Genomic DNA, 12,464 nt, shown 5'->3' with positions numbered 1-12,464 from the left:
TCGTGCATAGCGTCGGACTGTGGGCACAATTGGCATGGCTTCGCAGACTGGCCTACAGCGCGCAACGGATGGGGAGGCAGGAACGACGGTGGCGGAACGTAGCACGGCTGCCGTCGACGTGGCCGACAACGACGGCGACGAGCCGTCTGCCGCTCAGGCGGCAAAGGCCACGTCCGACGGGGTGGACACCCAGAACGGACGAGCCGCGGACGGACCCATGCCCGACAAGGACGGCGAACGCAAGAACACGGCCTCCACGGCCGCACCCGAACTCCACAGCGGCCACAAGCTCGCCAGACGCTACCGGCTGGAAGAGTGCGTCACCCGTGTGGACGGATTCAGCAGTTGGCGCGCGATGGACGAGAAGTTGCGCCGGGCCGTGGGCGTGCACCTGATGCCCGCCGACCACTCACGGGCGCGCTCCGTCCTGGCCGCCGCCCGCTCGTCCGCCCTGCTCGGCGACCCGCGCTTCGTACAGGTGCTCGACGCCGTGGAGGAGAACGACCTCGTCTATGTCGTCCACGAGTGGCTGCCCGATGCCACCGAGCTCACCGCCCTGCTCGCCGCCGGCCCGCTGGAGGCCCACGAGGCCTACCAGCTCGTCAGCCAGGTCTCCCAGGCGATGGCCGCCGCGCACCGTGAGGGCCTCGCCCACCTTCGGCTGACGCCGAGCGCGATACTGCGCACGTCCACGGGCCAGTGGCGCATCCGCGGCCTCGCCGTGAACGCCGCACTGCGCGGCATCACCAGCGAGACCCCGCAGCGCGCCGACACCGAGGCCATCGGTGCCCTGCTGTACGCGGCCCTCACCCAGCGCTGGCCGTACGAGAGCGACGCGTACGGCCTCACCGGCCTGCCCAAGGGCGTCGGTCTCATCGCCCCCGACCAGGTCCGCGCCGGCGTCCACCGCGGTCTGGGCGAGCTCGCCATGCGCGCGCTCGCCAACGACGGGGCCACCGCCTCCCGTCAGGAACCGGCCTGCACCACCCCGGAAGAGCTGTCCAAGGCCGTTTCCGCGATGCCCCGCATCCGTCCGCCGGAGCCCGCCTTCACGGCCCCGCCGGAGTACCAGCACACCACCTACCAGCAGGGCAGCTACGGCCGCACCACGCCCTCCGGCGTGTCCACGGTCCAGAGCCTGCCCGTCGCGCCCCCGCCGGCGCCGTTGCAGAGCCGCACGGGCCGCGCGCTCAAGTGGGGTGTCGCAGCCCTGCTCATCGCCGCCCTCGGCCTGGGCAGCTGGCAGCTGGCCGACACGCTCCTGGAGCGCGGCACCCAGAAGGGCAACAGCGGTACGAGCAACAACACCAAGCCCGGCACCGACGACAACCCGAAGGCCGAGCCCGGTGAGCAGCTGGAGCTGTCACACGCCAGGGTCCTCGCCATAGGCGGCGATGACCAGGTGAAGCCCGAACTCGCCGCGAAGGCCATCGACGGCAGCACAGAACCGGGCTGGGTCACCCCGCAGTACCTCGGGTACTCGAACCTCGGCAACCTGCCCGGTCGCAAGGACGGCAGCGGCATCGTCGTGGACCTGGGCAAGGTCAAGGACGTGACGGGGCTCGAGGTGGAGCTCTATGTCGAGGGACAGAAGGTCCAGGTCCTCGCCGCACCCGAGGAGGCCTCCAACCCGAACTCCCTCTCCGCCTTCTCCCAGCACCTCACCAAGCTGGAGATCGCGCCGAAGAAGCTGGAAGCCACCCTCGAGAAGCCGATTCGCACCCGGTTCGTCCTGATCCACATCACCGACCTGCCGTCCGACGGCGAAGGCGGCTACCGCGGCGGCATCAACGAGATCAAGGTCCTCGGCAAGCCCTCCTAGCCATTCCGCTCCCGCAGGGTCCGCTGCGCCACCGGCACGGCGGACCCTCGTGTTTCCCGATCCCAAGCCGTAATCTCCCCCGGGGAGGCGAGGTGTGATGCACGAAGCGAAGGCCGAGGGCACCGGCGACCAGGAGCTCCTGGCGCTGCACCTGGGTGGTGATCCCGATGCCTTCGGGGAGCTCGTACGGCGGCATCGCGACCGGTTGTGGGCCGTGGCCCTGCGGACGCTCGGGGACCGGGAGGAGGCCGCGGACGCCGTGCAGGACGCTCTGGTCTCCGCGTACCGGGCCGCGCACACCTTCCGGGGCGAGTCCGCCGTCACCACGTGGCTGCACCGGATCACCGTCAACGCCTGCCTCGACCGTGCCCGCAAGGCCGCCTCGCGCAGGACCGCTCCCCTGGACGACACGGAGCGCCTGGAGAGCCTCCTGGAGCCCCACGAGTCCGCCGAGGCGCCCGCGGAGCGCGAGGACCTCCACCGACAGCTCCTGGCCGCCCTCAGGACCCTCCCGGACGAGCAGCGGGCCGCCCTGGTCCTCGTCGACATGCAGGGATACCCCGTCGCCGAAGCCGCCGGCATCCTCGACGTGCCCACCGGCACGGTGAAGAGCCGGTGCGCGCGCGGCCGGGCGAAACTGCTGCCCCTCCTCACTCATCTGCGCACGAATGCCGGGGATAACACCACCGCCGAGCGGGGAAGGAACCGGACGCCGGGCACGCCCGTCACACCAGCGGCAGCACAACCCCGGCAACCAGACCCAGACGCTGTGAAGGGCGGAGGTGGACGACCGTGAGCCCTGCGACTGGCACGCCCGGCACGACCGGCACGATCCGGCACCCGGACGTCTCGGAGATCTCCGACCTGACCGAAGGACTCCTCTCCCCGTCCCGAACCGCGGAAATCCGCCGCCATCTCGACGGCTGCACCCTGTGCGCCGACGTCCGCTCCTCCCTGGAGGAGATCCGCGGCCTCCTCGGCACCCTGCCCGGGCCTGCCCGCATGCCCGGCGACATCGCCGGACGGATCGACGCGGCCCTCGCGGCCGAGGCCCTGCTCGACGCGACCCAGCCGCGGGACCAGGACACGCCGGCCCCCGGCCCGCACACGACGAAGCGTGCCGTTTCACGTGAAACGGCGCCCGCAGGTCACCCGGCCGGCCCAACCGGTCCCGGGCGACGCCGCGCCCGTCGCCGGATCGCCGTTCTCGGCGGCCTGGCCGGCGCCGCCGCGTGCGCCCTCGGCCTCTTCCTCTTCGTCGACTTCTCCGGCACGCCCCACCCCAACACCGCTGCCTCGGACTCCGCCGCCCACCCGCCCGTCAGCGCGGCCGGCGGCACGTACACCGCGCAAGGCCTGCGGGGCAGCGTCCAGCGCCTCATCGCTTCCGGAACGGCTGCCAAGACCGACCCCGGAGAGCAGAACAACACCTACGGGCTGGACGAGACCACCGGCGCTCCCGGGGTCGCGCCCGATGACAGGCGGGCGGCGCCTGCCGTCCCCGCCTGCGTCCAGGACGCCACCGGCCGCTCCGATGCGCCGATCGCCGCCGAACGCGGCAGCTACCAGGGCTCCGACGTCCACCTGCTCGTCCTGCCGCACCCGGACGACGCCTCACGCGTGGACGCCTACCTCGTCGACACCACGTGCGAGAACCCCGGTTCGGCCACCCCGGGCAAGGTCCTCCTGAAGAACACCTATCCGCGAAGCTGACACTTCAGGTCCGCACTGCGACGGGTGGGGAATGCAGGCGCCGTAGGATCCGTTGGGTGGGGTGAGAGTCCGCACCGGCCCCCGGTAGGCAGCACGCAGTCCGCAGAGACGAGGAAGAAACCCGTGAGCGACGTTCGAAACGTGATCATCATCGGCTCCGGGCCGGCCGGTTACACCGCCGCCCTGTACACCGCACGCGCTTCGCTCAAGCCGCTGGTCTTCGAAGGCGCCGTGACCGCCGGTGGCGCGCTGATGAACACCACCGAGGTGGAGAACTTCCCCGGTTTCCAGGACGGCATCATGGGTCCGGACCTGATGGACAACATGCGCGGCCAGGCCGAGCGCTTCGGCGCTGAGCTGGTCCCGGACGACGTCGTGGCCGTGGACCTCACCGGTGAGATCAAGACCGTGACCGACACCGCCGGCACCGTGCACCGCGCGAAGGCCGTCATCGTCACCACCGGCTCGCAGCACCGCAAGCTCGGCCTGCCCAACGAGGACGCCCTCTCCGGCCGCGGCGTCTCCTGGTGCGCCACCTGTGACGGGTTCTTCTTCAAGGACCACGACATCGCCGTCGTCGGCGGCGGCGACACCGCGATCGAGGAGGCCACCTTCCTCTCCCGGTTCGCCAAGTCCGTGACGATCGTCCACCGCCGCGACAGCCTGCGCGCCTCCAAGGCCATGCAGGACCGTGCGTTCGCCGACCCGAAGATCACGTTCGCCTGGGACAGCGAGGTCGCCGAGATCCACGGCGAGCAGAAGCTCTCCGGTCTCACCCTGCGCAACACCAAGACCGGTGAGACCTCCGAGCTGCCCGTGACCGGCCTGTTCATCGCCGTCGGCCACGACCCGCGCACCGAGCTCTTCAAGGACCAGCTGGACCTCGACGACGAGGGATACCTCAAGGTCGACGCTCCCTCCACCCGCACCAGCGTCACCGGCGTGTTCGGCGCCGGCGACGTCGTGGACCACACGTACCGTCAGGCCATCACGGCCGCGGGCACCGGTTGCTCCGCCGCCCTCGACGCCGAACGCTTCCTCGCCGCCCTCGCGGACGCCGAGAAGGCGCACGCCGCGGTCTGACCTGTCCCACCCCCCGCACCAGCCCCACACCCCACCCCGCAGGAAGAACAAGGAGGCCGCTGTGGCCGGCACCCTCAAGAACGTGACCGACGCCGACTTCGACGCCGAGGTCCTCAGGAGCGACAAGCCCGTACTGGTCGACTTCTGGGCCGCCTGGTGCGGACCGTGCCGCCAGATCGCGCCGTCCCTCGAGGCCATCGCCGCCGAGTACGGCGACCAGATCGAGATCGTCAAGCTCAACATCGACGAGAACCCGGCCACCGCCGCCAAGTACGGCGTCATGTCCATCCCGACGCTCAACGTCTACCAGGGCGGGGAGGTCGCCAAGACCATCGTCGGCGCCAAGCCGAAGGCTGCCATCCTGCGCGACCTCGCAGACTTCGTCGAGGTCAAGACCGCCTGACGACCGCCTATGTTTCACGTGAAACGGGCCCGTCCCCTCGGAGGGGGCGGGCCCGTTTCACGTACCCCATCAGAGCGGGCGTAGTGCCGGTTCCTTGCGCGCGCCGCCCAGCAGCCGGTCCAGAGCCAGCTCGACGTCTTCCTTCCACGACAGCGTCGACCGCAGCTCCAGCCGCAGCCGGGGATGGGCCGGATGAGGCCGCACGGTCTTGAAGCCCACGGCCAGCAGATGGTCCGCCGGCAACAGGCAGGCCGGGCCCTCCCACCGTGCGTCTCCGAACGCCTCGATCGCCCGGAACCCCCTGCGCAGCAGATCCTTGGCCACCGTCTGGACCATCACCCGGCCCAGCCCCTGCCCCTGGTATCCGGGCATGATCCACGCAGTGATCAGCTGAACGGCATCCGGCGAGACGGGACTCGTCGGGAAGGCGGTGGACCGGGGCACGTACGCCGGTGGTGCGTACAGCACGAAACCCACCGGCACCTCGTCCACGTAGACCACACGGCCGCAGGATCCCCACTCCAACAGGACAGCGGAGATCCACGCCTCTTTCTCCGTCGCCGAAGTGCCCGCCTTCACGGCGGCCTCACCGCTGACCGGGTCCAGTTCCCAGAAGACACAGGACCGGCAACGTCGGGGCAGATCCTGGAGGTTGTCCAGCGTGAGCGGTACCAGCCGACGACCCATGACCGCATCGTATCCACTGGTCCATCGTTCTTCGACAGCAAAGCGATGGGGCGGATCAAGCCGGTTCACACCGGCACGATCCGCCCCTCGGCCTACTCGGGGATCACTCCCCCGCGAGCCCCTGATCCAGCACCCGGCCCTCGCCCGGTGCCAACGTGCCCAGAATCCGCTCCAGATCCTCCATCGAAGCGAACTCGACGGTGATCTTGCCCTTCTTCTGGCCCAGGTCCACCTTCACCCGGGTCTCGAACCGGTCCGACAACCGCGTCGCCAGCTCGCTGAGCGCCGGCGACACGCGGGCTCCCGCGCGCGGACCCTTCGGCTTCACGGCGCTCGAAGGCTCCGAGGCCATCAGCGTCACGATCTCCTCGACCGCACGCACCGACAGCCCCTCGGCCACGATCCGGTGCGCCAGCCGGTCCTGCTCCGCGGAGTCCTCCACCGAGAGCAGCGCCCGCGCGTGCCCCGCGGAGAGCACCCCGGCGGCCACCCGGCGCTGTACCGGCGGCGACAGCTTCAGCAGCCGCAGGGTGTTCGACACCTGGGGACGCGAGCGGCCGATCCGGTCGGCCAGCTGGTCGTGCGTGCAGTTGAAGTCCTGGAGCAGCTGGTCGTAGGCGGCTGCCTCTTCCAACGGGTTGAGCTGGGCCCGGTGCAGGTTCTCCAGCAGGGCGTCCAGCAGCAGCTTCTCATCGTCGGTGGCGCGGATGATTGCCGGAATGGCCTCCAGCCCGGCTTCCCGGCAGGCGCGCCAGCGCCGCTCACCCATGATCAGCTCATAGCGGCCGGGTGCTGACTGGCGCACGACCACCGGCTGGAGCAGACCCACTTCCTGGATGGAGGTCACCAGCTCGGCGAGCGCGTCCTCGTCGAACACCTCGCGTGGCTGTCGCGGGTTCGGGGTGATGGTGTCCATCGGAAGCTCTGCGAACGTCGCTCCCGCCACCGTGTTGGTGTCGGCCTCCGGCTCCGGCTCCGGCTCGGCCACCGGGAGGACCGCGAGCGATGTTTCACGTGAAACATCGGCCTGCGTCAGCGCCGCGAGCTTCGCCGCCGCGACTCCGCGCTCGGACGTCAGCTCCGGCACCGCTGCGGGAGAGGTGGAACCGGCCGTGCTCGTCGGCAGCGTCCTCTCCTGCGGAGCCTGCGGGATCAGTGCGGCGAGCCCGCGTCCCAGACCTCTACGTCGCTCACTCACTGGATCCCCTCCGCCATGCTCTGCGTGCTGTTCATGCTCGCGCCCAAGTGGGCGTGCTGGGACTCGTACTGCATTCCGACCCCCCGATACGCGATTTCTCGCGCCGCCTCCAGATAGGAGAGGGAACCGCTGGAACCCGGGTCATAGGTGAGGACCGTCTGCCCGTAGCTGGGTGCCTCGGAGATGCGCACCGACCGGGGGATGCTCGTCCGGAGCACCTCCTTGCCGAAGTGGCTGCGCACCTCATCCGCCACCTGTGATGCCAGCCGGGTCCTGCCGTCGTACATCGTCAGCAGGATGGTCGACACGTGGAGCGCCGGGTTGAGGTGGGCCCGCACCAGATCGACATTGCGCAGCAGCTGGCCCAGGCCCTCCAGTGCGTAGTACTCGCACTGGATCGGGATCAGCACCTCGGCGCCGGCCACCAGGGCGTTCACCGTCAGCAGGCCGAGCGAGGGGGGGCAGTCGATCAGGATGTAGTCGAGAGGCTGGTCGTAGGCCTGGATCGCCCGCTGCAGCCGGCTCTCCCTCGCCACCAGCGACACCAGCTCGATCTCCGCACCCGCCAGATCGATCGTTGCAGGAGCGCAGAAGAGCCCCTCCACGTCGACCACCGGCTGGACGACCTCCAGCAGCGGACGGCTGTCCACGAGCACGTGGTAGATGGACGGCACATCCGCGTGGTGGTCGATGCCCAGAGCGGTGGACGCGTTCCCCTGAGGGTCGAGGTCGACCACGAGGACCCGTGCCCCGTTCAGAGCAAGCGAGGCCGCCAGATTCACGGTCGTCGTGGTCTTGCCCACGCCGCCCTTCTGGTTGGCGACCACGATGACACGGGTCTGGTCCGGGCGCGGCATGGCCGCACCGGAGCGCCCCATCGCCTCGACCGCCAGCTGGGCGGATCGACCGATGGGGGTCTCGTTGTCTACAAGGGGTGGGGGCGATGTTTCACGTGAAACATCCTCACCCACCGGTTCAGAGCGGGGACCGGGGACCGGGTCGGCCATCGGCCCCGCGAGGTTGGCGTCGGACCGCACGGTGTCACTCTCCTCGGCATCAGGCTCGCGATGAACAGAGCCTGCCATGTCACCGGGGTCGCGAACCAGCGGGGCCCGTACTCCTGTGGATGAATCCACCGATGTGGACAACTCCGTCCCCCTTGCGCCCTTGGACTGGAGGGGGGACGCAGCCGCACGGCCGCGGCTGATGATTCCGTGCAGCAGAGAGCGACGTTTCACGTGCAACACGATGCCCGGACGGAGTCTTCAGACCTCTACGACACTCCGAAATGCATACCTATAGGGCCCAACGCAGACGAAATCTCCGCGTGGGCCCCACACAACCAGCGAATCAACGACGCCGACGAGCCCGTCCGACCCTGGCGGCCTTAGCCCGCTTGGCAGCGAACCTCACTCCACCGGGGCTTTCTCCGACCTCGACCCGGACCACCGTCGACAGCGGATCTACCAGACCCTCGCCCACCTGCAGCACCGAGGTCTTCACCACACCGAGCTTCGTCAGCGCCGTCTTGGCCGACACCAGCTCCTCCTCGGCGGTGTCGCCCTTGAGCGCCAGCATCTCCCCGTACGGACGCAGCAGGGGAACGCCCCAGCCGGCCAGCCGGTCCAGCGGAGCGACGGCACGCGCCGTCACGACGTGCACCGGCTGGAGCTTGCCGAGGACCTCCTCGGCCCGCCCGCGCACCACGGTGACGTGGTCGAGGCCCAGCAGCTCCACGGCCTCCTGGAGGAAGGTCGTCCGCCGCAGCAGCGGCTCGAGCAGTGTGATCTTGAGATCCCGCCGCACCAGGGCCAGTGGGATGCCGGGCAGACCCGCGCCGGAGCCCACGTCGCACACGGTGACGCCCTGGGGCACCACCTCCGACAGGACCGCACAGTTCAGCAGGTGCCGCTCCCACAGGCGCGGCACCTCGCGCGGCCCGATCAGGCCGCGCTTGACTCCCGCGTCCGCGAGCAGCTCCGCATACCGCACAGCTTCCGGGAAAAACTCACCGAACACCGCGCGCGCCTCTTCGGGCGCCTCGGGAAGCTCAGCTGCCTCCGTCACGGGGACCGTCCTTCCGTACCTCGTGGTCCCGAAGACCACATATTCAAGATGCCGCGTCGTTCACATGCCAGGCTGACAAACATCGGCCCCGCCTGCGACACAGACGGGGCCGAACACTCGTGCTGGCGATCAGGCCGGGAGCACAACGACGAAGCGCTGCGGCTCCTCGCCCTCGGACTCGCTCCGCAGACCGGCGGCCGCCACGGCGTCGTGGACGACCTTCCGCTCGAACGGGGTCATCGGAGCCAGCTTCAGGGGCTCGCCGGACGCCTTCACGTCCTCCGCCGCCTTCGCGCCCAGGGCCGCCAGCTCCTCGCGCTTCTTCGCACGGAACCCGGCGATGTCGAGCATCAGCCGGCTGCGGTCCCCGGTCTCGCGGTGGACGGCCAGGCGGGTCAGCTCCTGGAGGGCCTCCAGGACCTCACCGTCGCGGCCCACGAGCTTCTGCAGGTCGCGGCTGGCGGAGTCACTGACGATCGACACCGCGGCACGGTCGGCCTCGACGTCCATGTCGATGTCGCCGTCCAGGTCTGCGATGTCCAGCAGACCCTCGAGGTAGTCGGCCGCGATCTCACCCTCCTGCTCAAGGCGGGTCAGGGTGTCGCCACTCTCAGCGGCGGCGGTGGTGGTGCCTTCCGTCACGGGAGGGACTCCTTCTTACTTCTTGGGAGAGGGCTTGCTGGGCGTCTGGCGCTGCGACTTCGTCTGCCGCTTCGGCTGCTGCCGCTTCGCGGCACCGCTGCTCGCGGCGTCCGAATCCGCCGTGGCCTCGGAACTCTTGATCACGGAGCCGTCCGCCTGAGCGGCCAGGCCCTGCTTCGACAGGGCCGTGATGAACTTCCGCTCGATGTCGTTGCGGTCCGGCCCCTTGGCCACGATGGCAGCGACGGTCTTCTTCTTGCCCCGGCCCTTGACCTCACCGTGCGAGGTGGCGTGCTTGAGCAGCCGCGTCAGGTACTGGTCCTGCGCCTTGCTGCCCGGAGTCGGGTTCTGGTTGATCACGTACATCTGCTGACCCATGGTCCAGACGTTGGTGGTCAGCCAGTAGACAAGGACACCGACGGGGAAGTTGACACCCATGACCGCGAAGATCACCGGGAAGATGTACATCAGCATCTTCTGCTGCTGCATGAACGGCGTCTTGACCGACAGGTCGACGTTCTTCTGCATCAGCTGGCGCTGGGTGTAGAACTGCGACAGCGACATCAGGACGATCATGACCGCGGTCACGATCCGGACGTCCGTCAGCGAGGCGCCGAGGGCGGCGACCTTCTCGGAGCTGTCCATGAACTTGGCGGCGATCGGCGCGCCGAAGATCTTGGCCTCACGGGCGCTGTCGACGAGCTGCTGGTTCAGGACGCCGATGGTCTTGCCGTCGGCGATGTTCGCCAGCACGTGGTACAGCGCGAAGAAGAACGGCGACTGCGCCAGGATGGGAAGGCACGAGGAGAGCGGGTTGGTACCCGTCTCCTTGTACAGCTTCATCATCTCTTCGGACTGACGCTGCTTGTCGTTCTTGTAGCGCTCCTGGATCGCCTTCATCTTCGGCTGGAGCGCCTGCATGCCGCGCGTCGCCTTGATCTGCTTCACGAAGAGCGGGATCAGGCAGATACGGATCAAGATCACCAGGGACACGATGGACAGGCCCCAGGCCCATCCACTGTCCGGCCCGAAGACCGCCCCGTACAGCGAGTGGAACTGGACGATGATCCAGGAAACGGGTGTGGTGATAAAGCTGAACAGACCGGCGATCGTGTCCACTAATCAGGCTCCTTGAGCATTGCGAGATCTACGCAACGCACTGCGCAGCTGCTCGTGCCAACGCGGGCGTTTACGGGGTGGGACATGGTCCACGCCGCCCGGGGACCACGGATTGCACCGCAGGATCCGCCAGGCGGTCAGCGCTGTCCCCTTCACCGCACCATGCCGGTCGATGGCCGTGTACCCGTAGTGCGAACACGACGGGTAGTAGCGGCACACCGGCCCGAGCAGCGGACTGATCGTCCACTGGTACAGCTTGATCAAAGCGAGCAGCGGGTACTTCATCGAGCCAGGCCTCCCAGGAGCCGCGCCAGAGCGGCATCCAGGTCCCGGGCCAGTTCCTCGGGGCCGGCATCGCCCGCTCCGGGCAACGCTCGTACCACCACCAGGCTACCGGCGGGCAGCTGCGACAGCCGCTCGCGGACCAGATGGCGAAGACGGCGCTTCACCCGGTTCCGTATGACGGCGTTGCCGACGGCCTTGCTGACGACGAAACCCGCACGCGACGAGGGATCGATCTCCCCCGACTCGTGCGGGTCCGTTGCACCGCTTGTACGTAGGTGGACGACGAGGAGTGGGCGGCCGGCCCGGCGTCCTCGGCGTACCGCGCTCGCGAAGTCCTCGCGCCGCCTCAGCCGATTCTCGGGAGACAGCACGATGTCACGACCTGCGCGCTGTTACGCGGAAAGGGCGGCGCGGCCCTTGGAACGGCGGTTCGCGAGGATCGCGCGACCGGCACGGGTACGCATCCGCAGGCGGAAGCCGTGGGTCTTGGCACGACGGCGGTTGTTCGGCTGGAAGGTGCGCTTGCTCACTCGGGGGCTCCAGAGAATGAATCGTTGTGGCGGGACATCGCCTGGCTGTCACCGTGCGCCCACGAGGAAACTCGCGTGTTCGCCCGAGTGGCACCGCTAAATGATCACTATCAGTGACCTTCGCCCATCGGTAGGCAGGCGGCAGCAGCCATCGACAACTCGACCTCGTTACGGTACGCGCGGCTACGCCATCCGGTCAAACCGAGCTTGCCCTGCCCCACACTGTGCACAGGCTGTGGACAACGACTTGAACCGCAGCCTCTGGCCTGACTACCGTTGCCTGACCCCGGATTTTTTGTCCCGACCGTCCCAAAGAACCACACATTCGTGGGACCCCTGTGAGAGAGCGTGCTCTGTGGCTGACGTACCTGCCGATCTTGCCGCAGTGTGGCCAAGGGTGCTCGAAAAGCTCCTCGGGGAGGGACAGCCGGGCATCGAGCCCAAGGACAAGCAGTGGGTCGAGCGGTGCCAGCCCCTGGCACTCGTCGCCGACACCGCCCTGCTCGCCGTCCCCAACGAATGGGGCAAGCGCGTCCTCGAAGGCCGCCTCGCCCCACTGATCAGCGACGCGCTCAGCCGGGAGTGCGGCCGCCCCATCCGGATCGCCATCACGGTGGACGACTCCGCCGGCGAGCCCGCCCCCGCCGCCCCTCCCGTCCAGCAGCCCGGCGGCTACGAGCCGTACGGCGGCCAGCGCCAGGGCGGCGGCGGTCCCTCCGACGACCAGCTCCCCACGGCCCGCCCCGCCTATCCGGACTACCAGCAGCCGCGCGCCGAGCCCGGCGCGTGGCCCCGCGGCGGCCAGCAGGACGACTACGGCTGGCAGCAGCCGCGCCTGGGCGGCTTCCCCGAGCGCGACCCCTACGCCTCCCCGCAGCCGGGCTACCTCCAGCAGGCCGAGCCCTCGGGCTACGA

Annotated in this window: 14 protein-coding genes and 1 pseudogene; 6 read left to right on the top strand and 9 right to left on the bottom strand. The window is 69.2% G+C overall.

All coding sequences use genetic code 11. The features are described 5' to 3' along the window. Nucleotides 1-88: 88 nt before the first annotated feature. The 5 genes from AVW11_RS09445 to trxA all read left to right on the top strand — a co-directional run bounded on the left by AVW11_RS09445 (nucleotide 89) and on the right by trxA (nucleotide 5,021). Nucleotides 89-1,822, top strand: coding sequence for a protein kinase family protein (locus tag AVW11_RS09445; protein ID WP_060177157.1), 1,734 nt, complete (start codon nucleotides 89-91; stop codon nucleotides 1,820-1,822). Between the two features lie 97 nt (nucleotides 1,823-1,919). Next, nucleotides 1,920-2,618 (top strand): RNA polymerase sigma factor SigM, encoded by a 699-nt coding sequence (gene sigM / locus AVW11_RS09440; RefSeq protein WP_060177156.1) that lies wholly within the window; start codon nucleotides 1,920-1,922, stop codon nucleotides 2,616-2,618. Continuing rightward, nucleotides 2,615-3,535: an anti-sigma factor gene (locus AVW11_RS09435; protein ID WP_076043742.1), complete on the top strand. Its 921-nt coding sequence runs from the start codon at nucleotides 2,615-2,617 to the stop codon at nucleotides 3,533-3,535. The genes sigM and AVW11_RS09435 overlap by 4 nt, the downstream gene beginning before the upstream one ends. Before the next feature lie 123 nt (nucleotides 3,536-3,658). Continuing rightward, complete coding sequence (gene trxB / locus AVW11_RS09430; RefSeq protein WP_030839311.1) at nucleotides 3,659-4,618, top strand: thioredoxin-disulfide reductase; 960 nt, start codon at nucleotides 3,659-3,661, stop codon at nucleotides 4,616-4,618. Between the two features lie 61 nt (nucleotides 4,619-4,679). Further along, complete coding sequence (gene trxA / locus AVW11_RS09425) at nucleotides 4,680-5,021, top strand: thioredoxin (RefSeq protein ID WP_030839308.1); 342 nt, start codon at nucleotides 4,680-4,682, stop codon at nucleotides 5,019-5,021. A 69-nt stretch (nucleotides 5,022-5,090) separates the two neighbouring features. Here trxA and AVW11_RS09420 read toward each other — a convergent pair whose 3' ends face one another. From AVW11_RS09420 to rpmH, 9 genes are all read right to left on the bottom strand, one after another. After that, entirely contained in the window at nucleotides 5,091-5,708 is a 618-nt protein-coding gene (locus AVW11_RS09420; RefSeq protein WP_030839305.1) for a GNAT family N-acetyltransferase, read from the bottom strand. 103 nt (nucleotides 5,709-5,811) lie between these two features. Then, a complete protein-coding gene (locus AVW11_RS09415; protein ID WP_060177154.1) occupies nucleotides 5,812-6,906 on the bottom strand; it encodes a ParB/RepB/Spo0J family partition protein in 1,095 nt (364 codons plus the stop codon). Further along, nucleotides 6,903-7,991, bottom strand: coding sequence for a ParA family protein (locus tag AVW11_RS09410; protein ID WP_076043741.1), 1,089 nt, complete (start codon nucleotides 7,989-7,991; stop codon nucleotides 6,903-6,905). Before AVW11_RS09410 ends, AVW11_RS09415 begins: the two co-directional genes overlap by 4 nt. 265 nt (nucleotides 7,992-8,256) lie before the next feature. After that, nucleotides 8,257-8,973, bottom strand: coding sequence for a 16S rRNA (guanine(527)-N(7))-methyltransferase RsmG (rsmG, locus tag AVW11_RS09405; RefSeq protein WP_030839297.1), 717 nt, complete (start codon nucleotides 8,971-8,973; stop codon nucleotides 8,257-8,259). 129 nt (nucleotides 8,974-9,102) lie between these two features. After that, nucleotides 9,103-9,615, bottom strand: coding sequence for a Jag family protein (locus tag AVW11_RS09400; protein WP_030647477.1), 513 nt, complete (start codon nucleotides 9,613-9,615; stop codon nucleotides 9,103-9,105). A gap of 15 nt (nucleotides 9,616-9,630) precedes the next feature. Continuing rightward, nucleotides 9,631-10,734 (bottom strand): membrane protein insertase YidC, encoded by a 1,104-nt coding sequence (gene yidC, locus AVW11_RS09395; RefSeq protein WP_060177153.1) that lies wholly within the window; start codon nucleotides 10,732-10,734, stop codon nucleotides 9,631-9,633. Between the two features lie 3 nt (nucleotides 10,735-10,737). Further along, entirely contained in the window at nucleotides 10,738-11,019 is a 282-nt protein-coding gene (yidD, locus tag AVW11_RS09390) for a membrane protein insertion efficiency factor YidD (protein ID WP_076043740.1), read from the bottom strand. Further along, nucleotides 11,016-11,390, bottom strand: coding sequence for a ribonuclease P protein component (gene rnpA, locus AVW11_RS09385; RefSeq protein ID WP_076043739.1), 375 nt, complete (start codon nucleotides 11,388-11,390; stop codon nucleotides 11,016-11,018). The genes yidD and rnpA overlap by 4 nt, the downstream gene beginning before the upstream one ends. A 21-nt stretch (nucleotides 11,391-11,411) precedes the next feature. Next, complete coding sequence (gene rpmH, locus AVW11_RS09380; protein WP_018547628.1) at nucleotides 11,412-11,549, bottom strand: 50S ribosomal protein L34; 138 nt, start codon at nucleotides 11,547-11,549, stop codon at nucleotides 11,412-11,414. A 355-nt stretch (nucleotides 11,550-11,904) separates the two neighbouring features. On the opposite strand from rpmH, the pseudogene dnaA reads away from it, so the two are divergent. Next, nucleotides 11,905-12,424, top strand: a pseudogene (gene dnaA, locus AVW11_RS39230) (chromosomal replication initiator protein DnaA); the annotation flags it as partial. Nucleotides 12,425-12,464: the final 40 nt, after the last annotated feature.

The sequence above is a fragment of the Streptomyces amritsarensis genome, assembly GCF_001953875.1.
GTDB classification, from domain to species: Bacteria; Actinomycetota; Actinomycetes; order Streptomycetales; family Streptomycetaceae; genus Streptomyces; species Streptomyces amritsarensis.
This window is presented reverse-complemented; position numbering and strand designations above follow the sequence as displayed.

Bases quoted from the DNA above. Each gene is read 5' to 3' on its own strand.
- yidD (WP_076043740.1), bottom strand. From the start codon at position 11,019: ATGAAGTACCCGCTGCTCGCTTTGATCAAGCTGTACCAGTGGACGATC.
- AVW11_RS09410 (WP_076043741.1), bottom strand. From the start codon at position 7,991: ATGGCAGGCTCTGTTCATCGCGAGCCTGATGCCGAGGAGAGTGACACC.
- AVW11_RS09420 (WP_030839305.1), bottom strand. From the start codon at position 5,708: ATGGGTCGTCGGCTGGTACCGCTCACGCTGGACAACCTCCAGGATCTG.
- sigM (WP_060177156.1), top strand. From the start codon at position 1,920: ATGCACGAAGCGAAGGCCGAGGGCACCGGCGACCAGGAGCTCCTGGCG.